The 23,640-nt window shown below is 52.9% G+C and carries 22 protein-coding genes and 1 other RNA gene; 12 read left to right on the top strand and 11 right to left on the bottom strand.

Going from position 1 to position 23,640, the window contains the following annotated elements; genetic code table 11:
• Positions 1-55: 55 nt before the first annotated feature.
• Positions 56-253 carry a DUF7455 domain-containing protein gene (locus AC128V_RS00660; protein ID WP_482762755.1) on the top strand — a complete coding sequence of 66 codons (198 nt, stop codon included), beginning with the start codon at positions 56-58 and terminating at the stop codon, positions 251-253.
• Here the strand turns inward: AC128V_RS00660 and AC128V_RS00655 are convergent.
• The 4 genes from AC128V_RS00655 to AC128V_RS00640 all read right to left on the bottom strand — a co-directional run bounded on the left by AC128V_RS00655 (position 243) and on the right by AC128V_RS00640 (position 4,241).
• Complete coding sequence (locus tag AC128V_RS00655) at positions 243-803, bottom strand: hypothetical protein (protein WP_482762754.1); 561 nt, start codon at positions 801-803, stop codon at positions 243-245. The genes AC128V_RS00660 and AC128V_RS00655 overlap by 11 nt on opposite strands.
• On the bottom strand, positions 800-2,014 hold the full coding sequence (locus AC128V_RS00650) for a MurT ligase domain-containing protein (RefSeq protein WP_482762753.1): 1,215 nt from the start codon (positions 2,012-2,014) through the stop codon (positions 800-802). The genes AC128V_RS00655 and AC128V_RS00650 overlap by 4 nt, the downstream gene beginning before the upstream one ends.
• Positions 2,014-3,237 (bottom strand): RNA polymerase sigma factor, encoded by a 1,224-nt coding sequence (locus AC128V_RS00645; protein ID WP_482762777.1) that lies wholly within the window; start codon positions 3,235-3,237, stop codon positions 2,014-2,016. The genes AC128V_RS00650 and AC128V_RS00645 overlap by 1 nt, the downstream gene beginning before the upstream one ends.
• A 101-nt stretch (positions 3,238-3,338) precedes the next feature.
• Positions 3,339-4,241, bottom strand: a complete 903-nt coding sequence (locus tag AC128V_RS00640) for a proteasome assembly chaperone family protein (protein WP_482762752.1) — start codon at positions 4,239-4,241, stop codon at positions 3,339-3,341.
• Between the two features lie 30 nt (positions 4,242-4,271).
• On the opposite strand from AC128V_RS00640, the gene AC128V_RS00635 reads away from it, so the two are divergent.
• The 7 genes from AC128V_RS00635 (at position 4,272) to glnA (ending at position 12,304) form a co-directional block, all read left to right on the top strand.
• Positions 4,272-5,648, top strand: coding sequence for a leucyl aminopeptidase (locus tag AC128V_RS00635; RefSeq protein WP_482762751.1), 1,377 nt, complete (start codon positions 4,272-4,274; stop codon positions 5,646-5,648).
• Positions 5,649-5,700: 52 nt separating this feature from the next.
• Positions 5,701-7,074: a dihydrolipoyl dehydrogenase gene (gene lpdA / locus AC128V_RS00630; RefSeq protein WP_482762750.1), complete on the top strand. Its 1,374-nt coding sequence runs from the start codon at positions 5,701-5,703 to the stop codon at positions 7,072-7,074.
• Between the two features lie 19 nt (positions 7,075-7,093).
• Positions 7,094-8,455, top strand: a complete 1,362-nt coding sequence (gene sucB / locus AC128V_RS00625) for a 2-oxoglutarate dehydrogenase, E2 component, dihydrolipoamide succinyltransferase (protein WP_482762749.1) — start codon at positions 7,094-7,096, stop codon at positions 8,453-8,455.
• A 17-nt stretch (positions 8,456-8,472) separates the two neighbouring features.
• Complete coding sequence (gene lipB, locus AC128V_RS00620) at positions 8,473-9,108, top strand: lipoyl(octanoyl) transferase LipB (protein ID WP_482762748.1); 636 nt, start codon at positions 8,473-8,475, stop codon at positions 9,106-9,108.
• Entirely contained in the window at positions 9,095-10,087 is a 993-nt protein-coding gene (gene lipA / locus AC128V_RS00615; RefSeq protein ID WP_482762747.1) for a lipoyl synthase, read from the top strand. The genes lipB and lipA overlap by 14 nt, the downstream gene beginning before the upstream one ends.
• A 13-nt stretch (positions 10,088-10,100) precedes the next feature.
• Positions 10,101-10,796, top strand: coding sequence for a DUF4191 domain-containing protein (locus tag AC128V_RS00610; RefSeq protein ID WP_482762746.1), 696 nt, complete (start codon positions 10,101-10,103; stop codon positions 10,794-10,796).
• Between the two features lie 83 nt (positions 10,797-10,879).
• Positions 10,880-12,304, top strand: a complete 1,425-nt coding sequence (gene glnA / locus AC128V_RS00605) for a type I glutamate--ammonia ligase (RefSeq protein WP_482762745.1) — start codon at positions 10,880-10,882, stop codon at positions 12,302-12,304.
• Positions 12,305-12,350: 46 nt separating this feature from the next.
• Here the strand turns inward: glnA and AC128V_RS00600 are convergent, their stop codons facing one another.
• Both AC128V_RS00600 and AC128V_RS00595 read right to left on the bottom strand, forming a co-directional pair.
• Positions 12,351-15,233 (bottom strand): bifunctional [glutamine synthetase] adenylyltransferase/[glutamine synthetase]-adenylyl-L-tyrosine phosphorylase, encoded by a 2,883-nt coding sequence (locus tag AC128V_RS00600; RefSeq protein ID WP_482762744.1) that lies wholly within the window; start codon positions 15,231-15,233, stop codon positions 12,351-12,353.
• A 3-nt stretch (positions 15,234-15,236) separates the two neighbouring features.
• Positions 15,237-16,577, bottom strand: a complete 1,341-nt coding sequence (locus AC128V_RS00595; protein ID WP_482762743.1) for a glutamine synthetase family protein — start codon at positions 16,575-16,577, stop codon at positions 15,237-15,239.
• 35 nt (positions 16,578-16,612) lie between these two features.
• On the opposite strand from AC128V_RS00595, the gene AC128V_RS00590 reads away from it, so the two are divergent.
• Positions 16,613-18,223: an NAD+ synthase gene (locus tag AC128V_RS00590; protein WP_482762742.1), complete on the top strand. Its 1,611-nt coding sequence runs from the start codon at positions 16,613-16,615 to the stop codon at positions 18,221-18,223.
• Positions 18,220-19,005 carry a 3-methyl-2-oxobutanoate hydroxymethyltransferase gene (gene panB / locus AC128V_RS00585; protein ID WP_482762741.1) on the top strand — a complete coding sequence of 262 codons (786 nt, stop codon included), beginning with the start codon at positions 18,220-18,222 and terminating at the stop codon, positions 19,003-19,005. Before AC128V_RS00590 ends, panB begins: the two co-directional genes overlap by 4 nt.
• Here the strand turns inward: panB and AC128V_RS00580 are convergent.
• Positions 18,998-19,186 (bottom strand): hypothetical protein, encoded by a 189-nt coding sequence (locus AC128V_RS00580; protein ID WP_482762740.1) that lies wholly within the window; start codon positions 19,184-19,186, stop codon positions 18,998-19,000. The two genes, panB and AC128V_RS00580, sit on opposite strands and share 8 nt — an antisense overlap.
• 43 nt (positions 19,187-19,229) lie before the next feature.
• Here AC128V_RS00580 and map point away from each other — a divergent pair, with 43 nt between their 5' ends.
• Both map and ppgK read left to right on the top strand, forming a co-directional pair.
• The gene (map, locus tag AC128V_RS00575; protein ID WP_482762739.1) at positions 19,230-20,093 is read left to right on the top strand and encodes a type I methionyl aminopeptidase; all 864 of its coding nucleotides are present in this window, start codon (positions 19,230-19,232) and stop codon (positions 20,091-20,093) included.
• Positions 20,094-20,852, top strand: a complete 759-nt coding sequence (gene ppgK / locus AC128V_RS00570; RefSeq protein WP_482762738.1) for a polyphosphate--glucose phosphotransferase — start codon at positions 20,094-20,096, stop codon at positions 20,850-20,852.
• Here ppgK and rnpB read toward each other — a convergent pair.
• From rnpB to AC128V_RS00550, 4 genes are all read right to left on the bottom strand, one after another.
• An RNA gene (gene rnpB / locus AC128V_RS00565) (RNase P RNA component class A) lies at positions 20,853-21,182 on the bottom strand.
• Between the two features lie 12 nt (positions 21,183-21,194).
• Positions 21,195-22,307, bottom strand: a complete 1,113-nt coding sequence (locus AC128V_RS00560) for a histidine phosphatase family protein (RefSeq protein ID WP_482762737.1) — start codon at positions 22,305-22,307, stop codon at positions 21,195-21,197.
• A complete protein-coding gene (locus AC128V_RS00555; protein ID WP_482762736.1) occupies positions 22,304-23,017 on the bottom strand; it encodes a zinc ribbon domain-containing protein in 714 nt (237 codons plus the stop codon). The genes AC128V_RS00560 and AC128V_RS00555 overlap by 4 nt, the downstream gene beginning before the upstream one ends.
• A partial coding sequence (locus AC128V_RS00550) for a Nif3-like dinuclear metal center hexameric protein (protein ID WP_482762735.1) occupies positions 23,014-23,640 on the bottom strand: 627 nt, incomplete at its 5' end. The genes AC128V_RS00555 and AC128V_RS00550, both read right to left, overlap by 4 nt.

Raw genomic sequence — 23,640 nt, 5'->3', positions numbered from 1 at the left:
AAACTGGGCGTAACTGGGACTTATTTGTGGTGGGTAGGTGGTTGAATGTAATCAAATGGAAGATCTAAAAGAAACCACCAAGTTAGTTGCCGCAGACCGTTGTGATGTTTGTGGAGCTCAGGCATACATTCGAGTTGGCCTAGAGTCGGGTGACCTGCTCTTTTGCGCGCACCACGGTAACGCCAACAAATCCAAGTTAGAACCGATCACCATCTCCTGGCACGACCAGTCAGAGGATCTTTCTAAAAGATAGTTGCCTCACGCACACGGTTAGCCAAGTCATCGCTGCGTTCGAAGTATTCGCCCTTTAGCTCAACACCTAGGGAACTGGCAACCTTTTTTAGAAGCTGGGGATTCTTCGCGAACAGCGGACCAAAAAGAGTGGTCCCGATAAATGACCCAGAGACATGCAGGCGAGGCTCGATGACAGTCGAGTTATGGTAGCCAAATACATCATGATCCAGCACCCGTAGAGATACGAATTTGGATTCCCTCTCGCCATGTTTGAGATCGATATCCAAAAGAGGTGCAAAGTACTCGTAACTTCTACCCACTAACAGCGTTGGCTTTCCAGCCATCAAGCGCATCTTTAGAGCTGGAAGAAGTTCAAGAAGTTCCGTTTCGAAGTGGTGCAGAACGGCAATCGCACAGTCGCCAACCAATAGGAAGTCGCTTCCTTGGTAATCGTTGGTGATTTCAAATTCAACATTCAGAGCGGAAAACTGAGCTGAAATGACCGCAAGATTTCCCTGATCTCCGTTGTTGTCGAAGAACTCGGGCTTGAAAGAGGAAAGTTTGATCATTTTGCCAGCCCTAAATATCGCCGGGTTCGTCGCATCGCATCCGCTGAGAAAACGATAGTTGGGTCCGATCCGGCCAACTTCGCAAAGTGCTCGTTAGCGAGATCAATCTTTGGCTCAACCAATTTCACCTCAACCCCTGAATAGTGCAACCTCAGGGCGAGTTCGTGAGCATTAAAGCCAGACACGACATCAACGCTATCTAGTCTTGAGAAGTCAACCGTCCACAGCCAGCTTGGGTCGTGGATGTCTCTTCCGGCCATGATCATCAGCGGGTGAGGGGTGCTGGGCAATCGATCTAGGTTTAGCTGAAAGCTGGTTGGGTTCTGCACCAGCATTAAACGCACAAGTCGATCTCTCACCATAGCCATCTCATCACGAGCAAAAACTGGCGGCAGTGCCTCTATTGTTTGGGCGACCAGTGGTGCATCCATCTCAACCAGAGCATCGAGAGCAAGGACTGCGGAGGAGACATTCATCGCCTGCGAGAGGTTCTCGTAGTTGCCGGCAATCTCGAGGTCTGTCCCTTTGAGCATTATCAGTAGCCGCTCGGCGGTTGCTTGTTTTATCAAGGCAGAAGCAGAAAGCTCTGGCTTTTCACCGAAATTGATTGCATACGACGGCCCAGCCTCTAAAAGTTCAGCTGATAGTCCAAAACCGAGTACATCGGCATGACCGTTGGCAATCTGAGCAACGTTACGATCGTCACGATTGGCGATCACTGATGATGAGTTGTTGATGATCTCAGCAAGTTTTTCCTGGACGTAAATCGGATCCACAAAGCGGTCTAACTGATCAGACAGCACGTTGGTGATAACGCTTAGTCGCGGCTTCAATTCCTTAGCCAAGGCAGCACCGTGACCCTCGTCCCACTCAAGAACAACAATGTCGGCAGCTATTCGGCCTCGAAGGTCTCCAAATTGCAGCACAGAAGCGTAGTAGCCCTGCTTGATGTTGGCAGTTGATGGGTTAGTGAATACTCGAAGGCCATGCGCTTCCAAAAGTGCAACGATGATCTTGGTGGTGCTCGATTTTCCGGCGCTGCCGCTGACAACAACCAGACCCTGCGGAGCGGATTGAATGGCTCGTTCTAAAAGTTTTGGTTGAATTGCCGCAGCTATAGTTCCCGGCAGTGACGATCCCCCACCGCGTCTAACTAGACGCAGTAGAAAACGAGCAGTTTTCCCAAGCGCCATCGCCAGGAAGGTGCGCATTAGCTATCTAGATAGTCGCGCAGTAGTTGAGAACGGGAAGGGTGGCGCAACTTAGACATGGTCTTGGACTCGATCTGGCGAATTCGCTCACGAGTGACACCGAACTTCTCACCGATTTGGTCCAGAGTCATCTGAACACCGTCACCAAGACCGAATCTTGAGCGAATCACACCAGCTTCGCGAGGGTGAAGCGAATCAAGAACTCGCTCAAGCTCCTGCTGGAGCATGGTGAATCCAACAGCGTCTGCCGGAACAACAGCCTCAGTGTCCTCAATAAGGTCACCAAACTCACTGTCTCCGTCTTCACCAAGCGGAGTAGATAGGGAAATTGGCTCTCGGCCATACTTCTGAACCTCGACGACCTTTTCCGGGGTCATATCCAGTTCTGCTGCAAGTTCCTCAGGAGTAGGTTCGCGGCCTAGGTCCTGAAGTAGCTGGCGTTGGACACGGGCAAGCTTGTTGATGACCTCAACCATGTGGACCGGGATACGAATGGTTCGAGCCTGGTCGGCCATTGCTCTGGTGATTGCCTGACGGATCCACCAGGTTGCGTAGGTTGAGAACTTGTATCCCTTGGTGTAGTCGAACTTCTCTACCGCACGAATTAGGCCCAAGTTTCCCTCTTGAATCAAATCTAGGAACTGCATGCCACGACCGGTGTAACGCTTTGCTAGCGACACCACCAAGCGAAGGTTGGCTTCCAAAAGGTGGCTCTTGGCGCGCGCACCGTCTTTTACCACCCAGCTCAGGTCGCGACGCTCGGCAGGAGCCAGAGACTTTGCGGTTGCCAGCTTCTCCTCAGCGAAAAGGCCAGCCTCAATGCGCTTGGCTAGTTCAACCTCTAGCTCAGCATTTAGTAGCGCAACCTTACCGATTTGCTTTAGATAGTCCTTAACAGGGTCGGCTGTTGCGCCTGAAATAGTTAGGTTCTGGACTGGGATGTCATCATCGTCATCGCTCAGGACTAGTACGTCGGCAGGCAATGCGTTTACGTCAATGGTCGGTTCGGACTCTTCGTCCTTGTGTTCTTCGACTACTACTTCGACGACTTCGATAACCTCAGCAACGATCTCTTCAACTGCTTCAATTTCAATCTCGTCTTCGATGTCCTCTTCGTCATCTTCGATAACGGCAGCCTTAGCCTTGCTGGCTTTGCCAGCTGGCTTGGTTGCTTTGGCCTTGGCCTTGGACACGGTAGCGATAATAAACCTCTTTTTGGGCAGACTTTAAACCCTTGTCAAGTCGTTAGACCGGAAAGGGTTTAGCTATTAAGTATGCCACTAAAAAGTGGCCCTGGGTGCTAACAACGCTTATTTCTTTGGAATTATTCCGCGCGTGGATCATCTTTTGACATGTTGGCGAGGTACTTCTCTAGCTCCTCGGCAATCTCGTCTGCACTAGGCGGGATATTCTGTGGCTTTCCGATCGGTGAGCGCGAGGGTCCGGTTCCGGAGTTGTAACTCTGCTCGAGAGTTGCAACCAGCTTGGCCAGCTCAGCATTTTCCTCAAGCTGTGCGTTGACCTTTGCCTCGAACTTTGCAGCCCGCTCTCTAATCTCATCGGTTGGGAAAACTAAACCAGTTGCGGCAGTTATTAGCTCAAGCCCCGTGAGGGCTGCTGATGGAACCTCGTTGTCGGCAAGGTAATGCGGAACCAGCAACACGAAACCGGTCGTGCTGAGCCCGGTTTGACCAAGCTTGTACTCCAGTAAGTGGATTACGTTTCCAGGTACCTGAGTCTGAGGCTTCCACTCTGAGTACTTTTCGACAAGGTCAGATCTGTTTCCTGAGACGGTAATTCCGACCGGACGGGTATGTGGGATCGGGAACGGAATGGAGTGAACCCAGGTCAGGGAGGAGATTTCGAACCGATCTACTAAATCGGCAACGGCGGCTGCAAACGCTTCCCAGCGAAAATCCGGTTCGTAGCCCTCTAGCAAAAGGAAGGGACTGCCTGCTTCATCATGTGCCAAGTACAAACCCAAAACCGGCGGCTCGTAAGACTCAATGTGGTCTTTCTCAAACAAGAGCAATGGCCTTCTCGATCGGTAATCCAACAACTCGTCATTGCTGAAACTGACAATCAATTCATGGTCGAGGTGTGCGAAAAGGTGCTCCGAGAGCTGCGAGATTGTCTGCCCGGAGTCAGTGAAACCGGAAAGCATGGCGAGCATCGGAAGACCTTGAACCTGTTGCTCAGATTCGTAGATTCGATACAGCTCAGCCATGGCCCGATACTAACTCAATAAGCTTGGGGAATGATTAATGTCACCGTCGTCACATCATCCCCAACCTCCGCGCACCAGTTTGCTATTCCACTGTCTGACAGTGGACTTCTAGTGACGGAAGACGCCCTTACCCAGCAAATCCTTGATCTCCACAAGGCGGATAAGAGCCCAGGCACGGCAGCGAGGATTTTGGTGGGCGAGAACATTGCGCTCGTGATTGGGGTGGGTTCCAACTACAAGGCCCGAGACTTTGCTGCCGCCGCAGTTAGAGCAGCCAGTGACAAAGCACCGCTGCTTCTTCGAGCCAACAGCGCAGCCGAGGCTAAGGATCTCGCCGAGGGCGCGGTGCTTGGTCAAAAGACTCCGGCAAAATTCAAGAAAGACTCCAAGACACAGATCGATGTCCAGATAGTTTGCGCCGAAAAAGTTGACATCTCTAGGGAAGTTAGCCTTGCCAACACAATCGTGGCTATCCGCGAGTTGATAAATATGCCGGCCAACGAGCTCTGGCCCGAGAAACTAGCCAAAGAGGCGAAATCGCTGGCTAAAGGACTGCCGATTGATGTCGAGATCTGGGATGAAAAGAAGCTTGAAAAGGAGAAGTGCGGCGGAATCCTTGGCGTCGGCAAAGGCTCGGTCCGCCCACCAAGACTGGTGAAGCTCACCTATCGAGGCGGCGGAAAACACATCGCCATGGTGGGTAAAGGAATAACCTTCGACACCGGTGGTCTTTCATTGAAGCAGCCACTTTCGATGATTGGCATGAAGTACGACATGGCGGGAGCTGCCTCAGTTCTTGGAGCCATCGTTGGAGCAGCCCAGCTTGGCATCAAGGCGAACATCACAGGATTCATGTGCCTGGCGGAAAATATGCCAAGCGGTCAAGCGACTCGTCCGGGTGATGTGCTGACACTGCGGAACGGAAAGACTGTTGAGGTTCTCAACACGGATGCTGAGGGCAGGCTAGTACTCGGCGACGGACTTTCGCTTGCCTCAGAGCTCGGTCCTGATCACATCATTGACATCGCGACCCTCACTGGCGCTGCTTCAGTGGCATTGGGAAAGCGCTATGCGGGTCTTATGGGTAAGGGCGATGCGATCAGTCTTGCCAAAGAAGCTGCAGCGGAGGCAGACGAGCTTTTGTGGGAGATGCCACTTCCTGCCGAACTTCGTGAAATTCTGAAATCTGATGTTGCTGACATGGTAAATAGTCGAATTGGCGCACCGGCAGGTGGCATGTTGGTTGGCGGTTTGTTCCTTTCAGAGTTTGTGCCAAAAGATGCGAGCTGGGCTCACCTGGACATTGCCTCCTGCGCAAACAATGACTCGGCTCCCTACTCGGTTTACCCAAGTGGGGCGACCGGTGTAATGATTCGCACGTTGATTGAGATGGCTAAGCGCGCATAGCCCCGCTAGGTATTAGACTTGGTCTGTTTGGCGAGAATTTGGAGCATATACGATGGCCGATCACAACTTTGACCTGGTAATCCTTGGTAGCGGAAGCGGCGGTTACGCAGCAGCGCTAAGAGGTGCCCAACTTGGTATGAGCGTTGCGCTAATTGAGCGTGACAAGCTAGGCGGTACCTGCCTGCACCGCGGCTGTATCCCAACTAAGGCGCTGCTGCACTCAGCAGAGGTTGCCGACGTGACTCGCGAGGCTGGCTCCTACGGTGTGAACGCAACTTTCCAATCTATTGATATGACGGCGGTGAACAAGTACCGCGACTCCATCGTCGAGAAGCTTTACAAGGGACTAACCGGTCTAGTGGCCAGCAAGGACATCACCTTCGTCAATGGTGAAGGTCGCATGACTGGTCCGAAGACCATGACTGTGAATGGCGAAAACTACACCGGCAAGAACGTAGTCCTAGCCACCGGGTCAAACACCAGGACCCTAGGCATTGAGATCACTGGGCGAGTCATCACCAGCGACCAGGCACTGCAGATGGATTTTGTGCCAAACAGGGTTGCAATTCTCGGTGGTGGCGTTATCGGCGTTGAGTTTGCATCGATCTGGCGTTCATTCGGCGCTGAGGTAGTGATTATCGAAGGCCTTGACCGCCTTGTACCTAACGAGGACCCTGCCATGAGCAAGGTCTTAGAGCGTGCATATAAGAAGCGTGGAATCGAATTCAAGCTTGGTAACCGGTTCAAGACCGTAACTCAAGATGATAACGGCGTAACCATTGAGCTTGAAAACGGTGAGCAGATTTCCGCAGAGCTGCTTTTGGTAGCGGTTGGACGCGGAGCAAATGCCACCGGCTTCGGCTTTGAGGAGCAGGGCGTAACGATGGATCGTGGTTATGTTCCAACCAACGACCGTCTTCAGACCAACCTTCCCGGCGTCTACGCGGTTGGTGACATCGTCCCTGGATTGCAACTTGCTCACCGCGGATTTATGCATGGCATCTTCGTCGCCGAGGAAATAGCTGGGCTAAAGCCTGCGAGGATTGATGAGTGGGGCATCCCACGTGTTACCTACTGTGAGCCAGAGATTGCTTCTGTCGGACTAACCGAAGCACAAGCTCGCGAAAAGTTTGGCACTGACAATGTCTCAATTTACGAGTACAACCTGGCTGGTAACGGCAAGAGCAACATCTTGGGCACCGCTGGAATCGTAAAGCTAGTTAGACAGAACAACGGACCGGTGGTCGGGTTCCACATGATCGGTTCTCGAGCAGGCGAGCAGGTCGGCGAAGCTCAGCTAATTGTGAACTGGGAGGCCTACCCAGAGGATGTTGCACCACACCTGCACGCCCACCCAACCATGAACGAAGCAATCGGCGAGGCGCATCTAGCCCTTGCTGGCAAGCCACTACACGCACACGCCTAAAAAGTAAAAGGACTAAGTCATGAGCGAAGTTGTTCTTCCAGCACTTGGAGAATCTGTAACCGAGGGAACCATTACCCGTTGGCTCAAGAAGGTCGGCGACACTGTTGCCGTTGACGAGCCATTGGTTGAGGTATCAACAGACAAAGTCGACACCGAGATCCCATCGCCAGTTGCTGGCGTTGTTCAGCAAATCATGGTTCAAGAAGACGAAACCGTAGCTGTTGGCGCTGTATTAGCCATTATCGCTGATGGTGCGGCTGCCGCTCCGGCAGCAGTCGAAACTCCTGCTCCAGTAGCTGTCGAAACTCCTGCTCCAGTAGCCGCTCCAGCTCCAATCGTTGAGGCACCGGTTATCCCGGCACCCGTCGCGGCAATGCCTGTGGCGGCTGCCGTTGTTGCGCCAGTTGCAGCACCGGTTACTCCTGCCATGCCGGCTCCAGTTCCTGCTGTTGCTCCAGCACCAGTTGCGGCGGAGAGTGAATCAGACCCTAACTACATCACCCCAATCGTTCGCAAGCTAGCGCATGACATGGGCGTAAACCTGGCTGCTGTTCGAGGAACCGGCGTTGGTGGCCGTATCCGCAAGGAAGACGTAATGGCATTTGGATCAAGCGCACCAGTCGCTTCGCCATCGGCAGTTGCCCCTGCGCCCGCCGTTTCACCACTGCGCGGTACCACCGAGCCAATGTCTCGTCTACGCAAGGTGCTTGCAGAGCGTGCAGTTGCTTCGATGAACTCCAGCGCTCAGCTCACAACCGTTGTTGAGGTTGATGTCACCAAGATCGCAAACCTTCGCAAGAGCGTTCAGGCAAACTTCATGGCAAAGACCGGTGTCAAGCTGAACTTCATGCCATTCTTCGTTCTAGCGGCAGCAGAGGGACTTCAGGCTCACCCGAAGATCAACAGCTCTGTCGATGGCGAAAACATCGTTTACCACGGCACCGAGAACGTCAGCTTCGCAGTTGATACCGAGCGTGGATTGCTCACTCCTGTGATTCGCAATGCAGCTTCGCTAAACATCGCGCAGACTGCTCAGCAGATTGCGGAGCTTGCAGACCGCACGCGCAACAACAAGCTGACTCCAGACGAGCTAAGCGGTGGAACATTCACCTTTACTAACACCGGTTCACGTGGAGCGTTATTCGATACTCCGGTGGTGTTCTTGCCTCAGAGCGCGATCCTGGGAACGGGTATCGTCACCAAGCGCCCAGTAGTAGTGACTGACGCTGAAGGCAACGAGTCGATTGCTATTCGCTCAATGGTTTACCTCGCGCTTAGCTACGATCACCGTCACATCGATGGCGCAGACGCATCTCGCTACCTAACCGATGTAAAGGCTCGCCTTGAGGCTGGTGCTTTCGAAGCAAATCTAGGTATCTAGCTTGCAAAGAGGTTTAGGTGCCTGAGTTTATTGACCTTGCTTTCGCCCCGAACTACATAAGTTATGCAGACGCTTACCAAAAGCAACTTGAGATTCATGCTCAGGTTGTCGCAGGCAAAATCCCAAACACTGTCTTACTTCTCGAGCACAGCTCGGTCTACACCGCCGGCAAACGCACGGAAGCCCAGGAGCTGCCGCTAGATGGAAGTGAATTCGTAGAGACCAATCGCGGTGGCAAGATCACCTGGCACGGCCCTGGCCAGCTAGTTGGTTATGCAATCATGCGACTCCCCCAGCCAATCGACGTTGTGAATTATGTGCGTTGGATGGAACAGGTGCTAATCGACGTTTTAGCCCGCCTTGGTGTGAAGGGCGAGCGAGTCGAAGGTCGAACCGGAGTTTGGTTTGAAACTGAAGGCGGGTTTGAAAAAGTTGCCGCAATCGGAATTCGAGTTGCCGAGAAGGTAACGATGCACGGCTTTGCCCTGAACTGCAATAACTCACTCGAGCCATACGAGCACATCATCGCCTGTGGCATTTCTGATGCGAAGACGACAACCCTGAGCAGAATTCTCGGGCGTGATGTAAGCGTTAAAGAAGCCGCTATTCTTGTAAAAGAACTGATGGGAGAGATACCAAGTGCCAGAATCTAAGCCTGAGCGCAAGCTACTCCGCCTTGAGGTTCGCAACAGCGAGACCCCGATTGAGCGCAAGCCTCCGTGGATAAAAATCACCGCCAAAATGGGCCCGGAATACCAGCAACTGCACTCTCTGGTGAAAGACCAGGGACTTCACACTGTTTGCCAAGAAGCCGGATGCCCAAACATCTTCGAGTGTTGGGAAGACCGTGAGGCGACATTCCTAATTGGTGGCTCGCAGTGCACCAGACGATGCGATTTCTGCCAGATTGACACCGGTAAGCCAGCTGACTTTGACGCTGACGAGCCAAGACGTGTTGGTGAATCCGTAAAGACCATGAACCTCCGCTACGCAACCGTTACGGGTGTGGCAAGAGACGACCTTGAGGACGAAGGCGCTTGGCTTTACGCCGAGACCATTCGTCAGATCCACCAGCAGTCCCCCGGCACTGGCGTAGAGATTTTGATCCCTGACTTCAGCGGCAAGCCGGAACTTCTTCAGTTGGTTTTTGACGCGCAGCCAGAGGTATTTGCGCACAACGTCGAAACCGTTCCAAGGATTTTCAAGCGCATCAGACCGGCATTCAACTATGACCGATCTCTAGACGTGATCACCCAGGGCAGAAAAGCTGGAATGGTCACCAAGTCCAATCTGATTCTGGGCATGGGCGAAGAGCGTTCTGAGATTACTCAAGCGCTTCAGGACCTGCATGACGCGGGAACTGACATCATCACAATCACTCAGTATCTGAGGCCTTCACCAAGACACCACCCTGTTGAACGCTGGGTTAAACCAGAGGAATTCATTGAGATGGCCAAAGAAGCCGAAGAAATGGGATTCCTTGGAGTGCTATCCGGTCCATTGGTTCGTTCCAGTTACCGGGCCGGTCGACTTTGGGCAACGAGCATGCTAGCTAAGGGTCGACCGATTCCTGAGCACCTGCAACATTTAGCCGACAAGCTTGAGTTCGCGCAAGCTAGCGCGATTGCCTGAGTAAACTACTCCCGTGGCTAAGAATCCAAAATCTCCTGGCAAATTGCGCCAGTTACTGCGTGTATACAAAATCACCGCAAAGAAAGACCCGACCGCCCTATGGCTTTCCATTTTGGGGTTCCTATTGGTTCTGGGCGCAAGCTTCCTAATCGGATTCCTGGTCAATGGCTTCGGAACTCTTGGCTTCTGGCTGTGGATTGCCACTGGGCTGCTATCGGCAGTACTGACTTTTATGATCGTGATGTCAAGACGCGCCGAGCGAAACGCCTACATTCAAATCGAAGGCCAGGCCGGAGCGGTTGGAGCGGTTCTAGACTCCCAGATTCGCAAAACCTGGCGCACCTCGCCAATGCCCATCGCCGTAAACCCGAAGAGCCGTGACGCTGTCTACCGAATGATTGGTCCAGCTGGTGTCGTGTTGATTGGCGAGGGACCCTCGGCGAGAGTTCAGCAGATGCTGGAAGACGAATCGCGCCGAATTTCTCGCAGCGCGCCTGGAGTTCAGATTCACAAGGTTCGTGTCTCATTAGATGGTGGAGTTCGCCTTTACGCCCTGCTAAAGACCGTATACAAGTTGAAAAAGTCTCTCACCCGATCAGAGGTTAGCGCCGTGGCTAATCGTCTGGACTCGCTTGCTGGTTCATCGGCTCTACCGATTCCTAAGGGAATTGACCCGATGAGAGCAAGACCGCCTAAGCGCAAGGCTTAACATTCCTGAAACATTTGGGCGGTAGTTTATTTTCATTCCGACCGGAATGTTGCTACAAGCACAACCTATGAGAGGGAACAGCCATGTTCAAAACTGCCTCTGAGGTGATTGCATACATCAAGGAAAACGACGTTAAGTTCCTAGATGTGCGCTTCACCGACCTACCAGGCGTTCAGCAGCACTTCAACTTGCCAGTGTCTCAGATCAACGAAGAATTCTTTGCCAATGGGCAGCTCTTCGACGCATCCTCGATTCGCGGTTTTGCTTCAATCCATGAGTCAGACATGCAGTTGATTCCAGATGTGACCACTGCATACATCGACCCATTCCGCATCGAGAAGACTCTGATCATCTCGTTCGACATTTACAACCCTCGCAACGGTGAGCTTTACCACCGCGACCCAAGACAGGTCGCACACAAAGCTGAGCGCTACCTAGCGTCCACCGGAATCGCAGACACCGCATTCTTTGCACCAGAGGCTGAATTCTTCATCTTCGATGAGGTTCGCTACGAGACCAAGTCCAACACCGCTTTCCACATCGTGGATTCGGTTGAAGGTGCTTGGAACTCGGCACGTCAGGAAGAGGGCGGAAACCTAGGTAACAAGACTCCATTCAAGGGTGGTTACTTCCCTGTTTCTCCAGTTGACCACTTAGCTGACATTCGCGACACCATCGTTTTGGAGCTAGAGGCAGCCGGTCTTGATGTTGAGCGCAGCCACCACGAGGTTGGTACTGCTGGTCAGTGTGAGATCAACTACCGTTTCGACACCCTGGTGAAGTCTGCAGATGACGTACTGAAGTTCAAGTACATCGTCAAGAACGTAGCTCACCAGTACGGCAAGACCGCAACCTTTATGCCTAAGCCACTATTTGGTGACAACGGTTCCGGTATGCACGTTCACCAGTCACTCTGGAAAGACGGCAAGCCACTGTTCTATGACGAGTCCGGCTACGGCGGCCTTTCTGACCTAGCACGCTGGTACATCGGAGGACTTCTAAAGCACGCTCCGAGCTTGCTTGCGTTCACCAACCCAACCGTGAACTCCTACCACCGTCTAATTCCAGGCTTTGAGGCACCAGTGAACCTGGTCTACTCGGCTGGTAACCGCTCGGCTGCCATTCGTATCCCAATGACTGGCTCAAACCCGAAGGCTAAGCGCATTGAGTTCCGCGCTCCTGATGCATCTGGAAACCCTTACCTAGCCTTCGCAGCAATGCTGATGGCTGGACTTGATGGCATCAAGAACCGCACTGAGCCTCACGCTCCGGTTGACAAGGACCTATACGAGTTGCCACCAGAGGAAGCTAAGACCATTCCTCAGGTTCCTGGCTCGCTAGGCGATGTCCTTGTGGCTTTGGAGCAGGACAACGAGTACCTCAAGCAGGGCAACGTCTTCACCGACGACCTGATTGAGACCTGGATCGACTACAAGCGTGAGAAGGAGCTAAAGCCATTGGCGCAGCGCCCTCACCCTTACGAGTTCGAGCTTTACTACGGCGTCTAATAAGTCAATTGATTACAGGCGGGCCTTGGGGTCCGCCTGTTTTCATTTAAGCGAAGTGCTTTTCGAATGCAGTTCTAGCCTTGCGCGTTACCGAGAGATAGTTCTCTTCAAGTAACTGCGAATCCCCCGGCTGATACTCGAGAATTCTTGCCATTGCGTCGAGCTGGCGCAGATCAGTTGGCAACTGGTCGGTTCTCTTATCGCTGGCTAGCACCTCAGCGCTGCGGCATCTTGAGGCAATGAACCAACCGGAGGCTAAGCGCTGAATGTCTTCGGCAGGGATCAAGCCCTGGGCTCTTAGTGCCTCCAAGGCTTCGGAGGTTGAAGTTGTTTGCAAAGCCGGGACCTTGTTGGCGTGCTGCAGTTGCAAGAACTGCACCAGCCACTCAACATCTGAGATGGAGCCTCTTCCGAGCTTCAGGTGCCTGGCTGGGTCTGCTCCCTGCGGGAGCCTTTCGGTCTCGACGCGGGCTTTGATACGGCGAATTTCAATCAGGTTCGCCTTGGAAATCTCTTCGGGGTAGCGATAAAGATCGATCAGACCGGTAAATTCCTCCTGAAGATCCTTGGATCCAACTACAACTCTTGCTCGCAATAGAGCTTGGAACTCCCAGGCGTCAGCCCAGCGCTCGTAGTAGCCGGCATAGCCGGCTACTGAACGCACTCTTGGGCCATTTTTGCCCTCAGGCCTGAGATCCAAATCGAGTTCAAACTCCAGGAGTGAATCCTTCGAGAGGGAAAGTAGTAGCTGGGAAACTTTCTCTGCTTCAGCCTGAGCAGTTAGCTTGTCAGATTGATAAACCAGCATGCCATCAGCATCCGATCCAAACCCGAGTTCCATGCCGCCCCAGCGGCCCATGGCGATAACCCCGAAGTCCAGATCTGAGCCGCTTGCTTGCTTAGCGAGTATCACCATTGAAATGACGTAAGCGTCAGTTATGGCGGTAAGTCCTTCCGAAATCTGAGTCATTGTTGTTGCTCCCAAGACTGCGGAACTCGCAATACGGAGTATCTCTCGCCTTCTCACCTGCCTCAGGGCCTCGGAACACTGATCAGGATCAGTTGAGCGTTCGATTATGGCTGACATCTCGTCAACGATCACCTGTCGCTCAAGCGGCATTAGGGAATCCTCATCGCTGAACCAAACTGACGAATCCGGAATGTGCTCGAGTAGCCGTGCGATAAAGGCGGATGACGACAGCACTCGCATTAAGCGTTCCGCAGCTCCCGAGGAATCGCGAAGCATTTTTAGGAACCAGTGGGTCTCACCCAGGCTCTCACTCAATCTCCTGAAAGAGATAAGTGCTCTATCGGGGTCTATGCCCTCGGCCATCCATCGCAATAGCACCGGAAGGAGTGTGCGCTGGATTACCGCTCGCCGGGATACGCCGGAGGTGAGAGCGGCGATGTGAGAAACCGCGCCTTTTGCATCGCTAAAACCTAAAGCGCTGAGTCGATCAAGCACTTCCTCGTCCGTTAGCTGGACATCGTTAGGGCTCAGAGAAGCCATGGCCGTCAGAAGTGGACGATAGAAGACGCTGTCATGCAGTGCAGCTACTTCGCCGCGAACCCTATTCCAAAGCTCTTCAAGGCTCGCCGAGGTTAGGCCCATACCTCTTGCGATCCGCCTGAGATCTGAGTCGTCGAGTGGAATTAGATGGTCTCGCCGAAGCTTAGAAAGCTGAACACGGTGCTCGATCGCCCTGAGTGTTTGGTAGTGAGAAGTGAAAACCTCGGCATCGCTTCTGCCAATCAAGCCAGCCTTACTAAGAGCTTGGATGGCGGACAGGGTGTCGGAAACTCGGACTGATTCGTCTGTGACGCCATGGACTAGCTGCAGCAATTGAGCGGTGAATTCGACATCTCTAAGCCCACCTCGACCGAGCTTGATCTCGCGATCTTTCTCGCCTGCAGGAATCAAATCGAGGACTCGCTTGCGCATATTGCGAGCGTTCTCAACGATTCCGGCGCGATTGGTTCTCCCCAAGACCAAAGGTTTAATGACTTGCTCGTATTGCCTACCCAAAACTTCGCTTCCCGCCACAAAACGTGCTTTGAGCAGTGCTTGGAACTCCCAGTCCTCAGCCCACTTTTGGTAGTAGCTGAGGTGCGCTTCGAGGCGACGAACTAAAGCTCCGGACTTGCCCTCGGGTCTGAGGTTTGGGTCCACTTCCCACAGACCAGGTTCGAGACTTGGTTCCGAGATGATGCGACCGAGCTTGGTGGCCAGGCGCGTGCCAATCTCAATGACATTCTCGCCCTCGCCAGCTACCACATAAATTACATCGACGTCCGAGACATAGTTGAGCTCTCTTGCACCACACTTTCCCATTGCGATGACTGCGAGCTCGGTTGCTTGGATCTCTTCTGGCGTGTAACGAGCCTCCTGAACTACTTCTCGGCGAGCAATCTTCAACGCTGCCCCTAGAGCACCCGCCGCCAAGTCGCTTAACGCAGCAGTTACTGCTTGGATTGGCGCTTTGTAGTCCGAGTGACCAAGATCGAAGTCCGCGACCCTCACCAGCTGAGTCAGATAAGAGACCTTCAAATTATCTTGGGAAGAGTCATCTAGCAAAAGAAGCTGCTCAGGGGCGGGTATGCGAGCTGGGGCCGCAAAAAGTGAAAGTAACTGCGGGTGTCTAAGCAGAAAGTCAGATAGACCATTGCTGGCGGCTAGCACCCTGCAAAGACGCTCAGCCTGATCGTGCTTTGCGAGAATCTTAGACAAGCCTTTTGGTTCTATTTCCGCTAGCCGAATTAGGACGTCTAAGGCTCGATCAGGAGAGGAACTTGTCGAGATTGCAGCTAGTGCACCGTGACCACGATCTCCGACGAGCTTTACCAGTTGTTCAAGCTTCGGAACGGTTTCGCTCAGCGCTTCAAAACCCAGACGAGCTAACTCGCTAAGCGATGAGCTTCTGGAATCCACCATCTAGAGCGTGCGGAGGTTTTGCTCTAGCTCGAATTGGGTTACCTGAGAACGGTAATGTGCCCACTCGTTACGCTTATTTGCAAGCACGTAGCTGAAAACCGATTCGCCCAAAACCTCTGCGGCAAGTTCGGATGACTCCAGCTTTCTAATGGCGTGATCAAGTGATTGTGGCAATGCTTCAATTCCCATAGCGCGGCGTTCCATGTCGCTAAGTGACCAGACATCGTCCTCAGTCTCCGGAGATAGCTCGTAGCCCTCTTCGATGCCCTTCAAGCCAGCTGAAAGCAGCAGAGCGTAGGCAAGGTAAGGGTTGGCAGCGGAATCCATTGCGCGATACTCGATGCGAGTGCTCTGACTCTTCTCAGGCTTGTGCAGTGGAACGCGAATCAGGGCGGAACGGTTGTTGTGGCCCCAGCTAACGTAGCTAGGAGCCTCTCCGCCACCCCACAGGCGCTTGTAGCTGTTTACGTACTGGTTGGTGACCAAAGTCAACTCCGGGGCGTGACGAAGGATGCCAGCTATGAACTGACGTGCGACGTTGCTAAGGTGGTACTTGGCGGCTGGGTCAAAGAACGCGTTGCGGTCACCCTCAAACAGCGAGAAGTGAGTGTGCATACCCGAACCCGGGTGGTTGGTAAAAGGCTTTGGCATAAAGGTGGCGTAGACACCCTGCTCGATAGCAACTTCCTTGACTACCGTTCTAAAGGTCATGATGTTGTCGGCCATCGAAAGCGCATCGGCGTAACGAAGGTCGATTTCGTTCTGCCCGGGACCGCCCTCGTGGTGGCTGAACTCAACAGAAATACCAAGCTGCTCAAGCATCGTCACTGCGCGACGACGGAAGTCGTGCGCAGTTCCACCTGGGACATTGTCAAAGTAACCGGCGGTATCAACCGGAACAGGTAGACCGTTTGCATCAAGCTCTGGGCTTTTCAGAAGGTAAAACTCAATCTCAGGGTGGACATAGAAGCTAAAGCCCATCTTGGCGGCCTTGTCCAAGGCACGACGAAGCACGTTTCTAGGGTCCGCTGCTGCTGGCTTGCCGTCAGGGGTTGCGACATCGCAAAACATACGAGCGGCTGGGTCTACGGTTCCGCGCCACGGGAGAATCTGGAAGGTTGATGGGTCTGGCATAGCCAGCATGTCCGCTTCGCTAGTTCTAGCTAATCCCTCGATGGCCGAGCCATCAAAACCAATGCCCTCGGCGAAGGCTCCCTCGATTTCGGCAGGTGCCACGGCGACCGACTTTAGGGTGCCGGCGACGTCGGTAAACCATAGTCGGATGAACTTCACGCCACGCTCTTCAATGGTGCGAAGTACGAACTCTTGCTGCTTGTCCATTAGACCTCCTGCTACTAGCTAATAGGCTAGTGGCTGTGCCAGAAATAAAAGTGGGTTTAGCGCAGACAAACCCGGTCGTAGGAGACTACGAAAACAACGCTGCTGTGATCCACAGCATGATGGCTCAAGCGCACTCAGAGGGGCTTGACCTTATTGTTTTTGGAGAGCTGGCACTCAATGGCTACCCGCTTGGAGACCTTAGCTACCGCAGGGATGTAATCCAAGCCGGACAGCTGTCCCTAGAGCAATTGATAGCAAAATCCCAAGCCTTTCCTGCCCTTACGATCGTGCTTGGTCACGCAGCGCTTAGTGCTAATGGACACTCCAGCATCCAATCTTCTGATGCCATCGCAACCAACAGCGCATCTGTGTTTAGCCAAGGAAAGCTGATTGGCCGCTACGACAAACAAAAACTGCCTAACTACGACGTTTTCGATGACTGGAGGAATTTCATCCCCGGCAACAGCGAACTGGTATTTGATGTTGCGGGAACCAAGTGTGCAATTGCTATCTGCGAGGACATTTGGGATGAGAATCCGACTCGCTCGGAAAAACTGAAGGGGCTGGGTGTCGAGCTTCTCATCGTGCCAAATGGTTCACCGTACACTCGCGAAAAGAGCCAGCAGCGTAGGGTCGCGGCTAAAGGATTTGCTCAAGGCATGAGCCTCGCCTATGTGAATCTGGCCGGTGGTCAAGACGAGCTGGTTTTTGATGGCGATAGCTTCCTGATTGATGAAGCCGGCAATGAGATTGTGACCGCTGGGTTGAACCCTGGGCTCTATGGCAGATTCAATACTTCACCTGCAGACAAAGATATCTACACTCGGCTCTTTGATGTTTTGGTTATTGGACTTAGGGACTACCTGCAAAAAACAGGTCAGCGCAAAGTGGTTCTTGGCCTGAGCGGTGGTATCGACTCCGCGCTCTGCGCAGCAATTGCCAAGGAGGCTGTTGGAGCGGAAAACGTAACCGGCGTGCTTTTGCCATCTCGGTACTCATCTGATCACTCGCTCAGTGATGCTAGGGAACTTGCCCAAAACTTAGGTATCGAGCATCGCACAATTGAGATCGATGCAGCTCACAAGGCCTTTGAGTCAAGCCTTAAGCTCAGTGATCTTGCACAGGAGAACATTCAAGCCAGAATCAGGGCCGTGATCCTGATGGGTATTTCAAACTCTGAGGGTCATCTTCTAATTTCGACGGGAAACAAGTCTGAGGTAGCGGTTGGCTACAGCACAATGTATGGGGACGCAGCTGGTGGATTCGCTCCCATCAAAGATGTTTACAAGACAGATGTTTGGAAACTTGCCGAGACCTATAACCAAATCCGAGGCTTCGATGCGATTCCTAGAAACTCGATCACCAAGGCCCCTAGCGCAGAGCTAAGACCTGGGCAGTTGGATAAGGATTCCCTCCCCGACTACGAACTCTTGGATGCCATTTTGGCGCTACTAATTGAGGGCAAGCTCACTGTTGCCGAGATCGTAAATCAAGGATTCGACGCCCATACGGTGGCAAGGATTGACGGCATGGTTAGGGCTTCAGAGTGGAAGCGATCCCAGGGCGCAATTGGCACCAAGACAACTTCTATTGCCTTTGGTCGTGGTCGCAGAGTTCCGCTCACCACTAGATTTGGTGAGCTATGAAAATTAGAACTTCCACGCTTTTAGCCCTGAAGCAAAAGGGTCAGCGTTTCTCTTGCCTAACAAGCTACGACGCACTAACCGCAGAGATCTTTGATGAGGCTGGTATCGAAGTGATTTTGGTTGGCGATTCCGCGAGCAATACCGTACTGGCGAACGACGGCACCGTGCGGATAACCCTGGATGAGATGTTGATCTTCGGTCGCGCTGTTTCAAGAAGTGCTAAAGACGCATTAGTCGTTCTCGACATGCCTTTTGGAAGCTACGAGATCTCAGCCCTCCAGGCTGTTGAAAATGGGATCAGGGCGATGAAGGAATCCGGTGCCGCGGCGATAAAACTTGAGGGTGCCCGCACCGAGCAGATCAAGGCCCTCGTCGATGCTGGCATTCCAGTAATGGGTCACGTTGGCTTCACTCCCCAGTCGGTCCATGCCCTTGGTGGCTTCAAGGTTCAAGGACGAGGAGATGGCGGAGACGACATCCTGAGAGACTGCCTTGCTATCCAGCAGGCTGGTGCTTTTGCCGTGGTGCTTGAAATGGTCCCCGCTGATCTTGCCGAGCGCATCACCAAAGAGCTAAGCATTCCAACTATCGGGATTGGCGCTGGTATCAAGACTGATGCGCAGATCTTGGTCTGGACGGACTTTGCAGGTCTTGGAGACAAAGCGCCATCATTTGCCAAGCAATATCTGAACCTTCGTCAAGATCTTTCAAACGCTGCGGTGAACTATCGCAGTGAGGTCCTCAATGGCGAGTTTCCAACCGCTGAGCAAAGCTTTAGCTAGACCACTTATCTGAGGACTCATCCTCTTTACGAAGCGCTGCTGCTCGCCTGGCGATAATTTCGACTGCGTTCTTAGCCTCTTGCATAGTGGCAAATGGGCCAAGTCGATCTAGCGATAGTGACTGCTTACCAATTTCGACCTCTTGGGTCTTGGTATTGAACCAATATTCGTCTTTCGCCATGGTCTGAGCCTAGTAAAGCAAGAATGAAAATAGAATCGTGCTCATGCCAAAAGACAAAAATGGAAAGCTTGTGCCCGGGAGGCTATCCCCCGCTAGAGCCGTACCTAATGGCATCGCAAGACCCGAGTATGTCGGAAAGTCCGGGCCTGCACCCCATATCGGTGGCGATAAGTACGACCAAGAAACCATCCAGCGCATCAGGGTCGCATCAAAGATTGCAGCCCAGGCCCTCGATTTGGTGCTAGAGAGCGCAAAGCCAGGCATGACAACCGACGACCTGGACCGAATTGGCCACGATTTTCTGATCTCCCAAAATGCCTACCCATCCACTTTGGGATATCGTGGTTTTCCAAAATCACTTTGCAGTTCCATGAATGAGATCATTTGTCACGGAATACCAGACGACACGGTTTTAGAAGACGGAGATCTTCTTAACATCGACATCTCTGCGTTTATCGGCGGGGTCCACGGCGACACCAACGGCACGGTTTTAATTGGCGAGGGTTCCCAAGAGTTAGCAAATTTGGTTTCCAGAACCAAAGAGGCCATGCATCGCGGAATTAGCGCGGCCATGCCAGGTCGACAGGTAAACATAATTGGCAGGGCAATTCAGACCTATGCCAAGCGCTTCAACTATGGAGTCGTAAAGGAATTCACCGGCCACGGCGTCGGCCCAAGTTTCCACACCGGATTGATAATCCCGCACTATGACGAACCTGAATACGACACTTTGATTGAAGTTGGGATGGTCTTCACGGTTGAACCAATGATCACCTTGGGAACCGCGGATTGGGACATGTGGCAGGACGGCTGGACTGTCACCACAAAAGACAAGCAACACACCGCACAGTTTGAACACACCATCTTGATTACCGAAGATGGTCCAGAAATCCTTACGGAGGCATAAGTGGGAAAAAGAGCCATTGGAATTGACATTGGTGGCACGGGCATCAAAGCCGCCATCGTTGACATCAAGCGAGGCGAACTGGTCTCCGAGCGAATTCGTGTCGAAACCCCAGCCGGTGGCGAGCCAGAAGACATCGCGGAGGCCTGCAACTCCATAATCGATTCACTTGGCGTATCCCACAGAAACTACCCGGTTGGTATTTGCTTCCCCGCGGTGGTCAAGCACGGCTTCACCCAATCCGCGGCAAATGTCTCTAAGCGCTGGATTGGCCTCAACGCAGACGAGCTGTTTGACAAGACACTCAATCGCCACACCCACGTCATAAACGACGCAGATGCTGCAGGTTTAGCGGAGGTTAAGTTCGGAGCGGGTAGGGGCTCTCACGGACTTACCATCATGACAACACTTGGCACCGGCATTGGAACCGCCCTGTTCTACAACGGTGTACTAATTCCAAACGCAGAGCTTGGCCACCTTGAAATCGAAGGCGTCGACTACGAAACCCAGGCTGCCTACAGTGCTATGGAGCGAGATCGGCTTTCTTTTGAGCAATGGGCTGAGCGCTTGCAGAAGTACTACTCCACGCTTGAGCGTCTTTTAGTCCCGGATCTATTCATTGTTGGTGGTGGTGTCTCTAAGAACCACGAGAAATTCCTGCCGCTACTGAACCTGAAAACCAAAATTGTGCCAGCCACCACCAAGAATTCAGCGGGCATTATTGGAGCAGCATCGCTGGCATACGCGTCCAGCGAAGATTAGTAGATGGGTCAACCGATACGCCGGGTTCTGTCGTGGACGATCATCTATCTCGACTTGCAATTGCTCACAAGTTCTAGCGACCTACCCGAAGGCTAAGCGAGCAGCTCATAGCGCCTTCTGCTTGGTCTTGCTCCCGATGAGGTTTACATAGCCAGCACAGTCACCTGCGCTGCTGGTGGTCTCTTACACCACCGTTTCACCCTTACCCTTGCGGGCGGTTTACTTTCTGTTGCACTATCCCTCGGATTACTCCGGGTGGGCGTTACCCACCATCGTGCTCTTTGGAGCCCGGACGTTCCTCGACTATGTCGCGACCGCCTGGTTGACCCATCTAGCTAAAGCCTACTTAGTTGGCAGATGTTGGCAAGAATTAATTACAAAGACCTCTGCAAAGTTTGGACCGAAGTAACGAACAACAGACACCGAAGCCGGAGCAAACTGCAGGGTCCAACTAAGCGAAACTGGACCTCCAAGCGCATGCCTGAGAATCGCACGAAGCGGCATCATGTGGCTGACAATCGCTACCGTCTGGCCATTGAACTCGGTGATTGCCTCAGTAAGTGCAGACCTAACCCTTAGTTCAAGGTCATCGACCGACTCTCCCTGAGGGGGCTTCGCGCTCATAGATCCTCGCCAGTTGGAGATCTCTTGAGCGCTGGATGCTTCCTTCGCAGCTATCGAGTGACCTTCCCAATCACCAAATCCAATCTCCTTGAATCTGGCATCGGCCTGCATGCCGACTTCAAAGTGCTTTGCAACTGCGGTCGCGGTTTGCGTGGCACGAGGCTGCGGGGAATGTAGCACCTTTGATATCGTCCCTAAACCGAAGCGCGCCAACAGTTCGTCTGCCTCTTTAGAGGCAAGCTCAGCTTCTAGGAAACCTAGTTCGCTGAGCGTAGGATCCTCACCGCTACTGCCGCTTATAAGATTCGACTCGGTGAGCTGGGTGTGCCCGTGTCGGATCAGTACGAAAGTTGTGGGTTCAATACTTTGTCTTGGCGAGCGGATGCTCTTGGGTTGGATTGAGCTCAGGGAAAGCTCCACTGAGTCTCCGAAATCCCCCTCATCCAAGGCACGATTGGCAGCTGCATCCGCAGCCGAATTCTGCTCCCTCGGGACCCACTGCAATTCAACCGAGAGATTGCGCATTATCCGAATTGCCTCGTGGGCCAATTCTCTGAGCTCGGGGTGCTTTATCTGCCAGCGGCCGCTTAGTTGCTCGACGACCAACTTCGAATCCATCCTGACTAACACCTTGGAACCTGGCCAGTTCGTCTCGATGTGTCTAAGACCTGCTATAACCGCTTGGTACTCGGCGTAATTGTTGGTCCTGATACCAAGGTTCTCACCAAGTTCAGCAATGAGAGTGCCTGAGCTGTCGTACACAACTGCCCCATATGCTGCTGGCCCTGGGTTACCTCGAGAGGCCCCATCGGCATAGAGGACGAAGTTCATCGAATCAGAATCGCCTGGCACACTGGGCAGCTAGCTAACTCGTCGGTTGGAACATGATGAAGCTCTGAAAGTGCGGTTGCGGTGATGGTCATGTTGCATGCGGTGCAGGTGTTCTTCTGAAGCTTTCCAATAGCAATTCCTCGTAAGAGTCGAGCTTCAAATCTCTCCAGTACCTCCTGGGAAACCAGCTTGCGCAGAGCGGAAGCGGCTTCAAAATTTGCCTGGTGCTTAGTTTTTAGTTCAGCTAATTCCATTTGCACGCGTGCCTTGGTGATCTGGAAGTCCTCTTCCAATTTCTGACCAAGCACTTCAAGCTCATGCATTCGCATGTCCGACTCGCTCTTTTGCTCTAGTAATTCAATCTCGGCATCCTCGAGGTCATTGGCTCGCTTAGCCAATGTTTCAAGCTCGTGCTGGATACCTAGTGCGTCTCGAGGTACTGCTGTCTTAGTTAGCCGATCTTTGTCGGTCGCAACTCTCTTGTTTACAAGTGCGAGGTCAGCCTCTAGACGTTCGAGTTCCCGAACAAGGGTCTCATTCTGAGCTCTGGTCGCACTTATCTCAGCGGAGTTTGAAAGTTGGGCACTTCGTGCTGATTCGAGGTCTGCCCCAGACGCCAGAAGCTTGGCTTCCTGCTCGAGTTTACGATTCTCAAAAATTAGCTCTTGTAGCGCAAAGAGGTTCTCTAAGTCGCCGTTGACTAACTTCATTGCATCACCGCAAACGTCCATGGGTCAGTATTGATTTCACTAACCACAAACTCTACTTGGCTATTGAGCTTCTCAAGCTGCGACTTGGCGCTCTCGAGCCAAACCCACTCGGCAGCCCAGTGCGAGATATCCATAAGTGCTGGACCGCTTCCCAACTTGCCTTGCTCCGAAAAATCTTGAGCTGGATGGTGTCGAAGGTCTGAGGTGATGTAGAGATCCACGTCGGATTGCGCGACTGCGATGAGGTAACCATCCCCCGCACCGGCAAGAACCGCCACCTTAGAGATCAAACGTTCTGGATCTCCGGATACTTTCACGCCCTGGGCAACGGCTGGAATCCGCTTGGCTACAAACCTTGCGAAATCCAAAAGCGTGAGCGCCTTTGGCGTCTGACCTATAACAACGTGATTGTTAGCCGTCGCCAAAGGCGATAGCTTTTGAAGGCCCAGGGCCTTAGCCAAAGACTGAGTGACTCCATCGACCTGGAAATCCGCATTGGTGTGGGCGGAGAAAACCGCGAGATTATTTCTAATCGCAAAAGAAGAATTTGCTCCCTTGAAACCCAGGTCGGAGAATTCAAATGCTCCACGAAGGAACATCGGGTGGTGACTAACGATTAACTG

It is taken from the genome of Aquiluna sp. (assembly GCF_965064355.1).
Note: the sequence above shows the minus strand (reverse complement) of the source record. Positions and strands in the feature narration are given on the sequence as shown.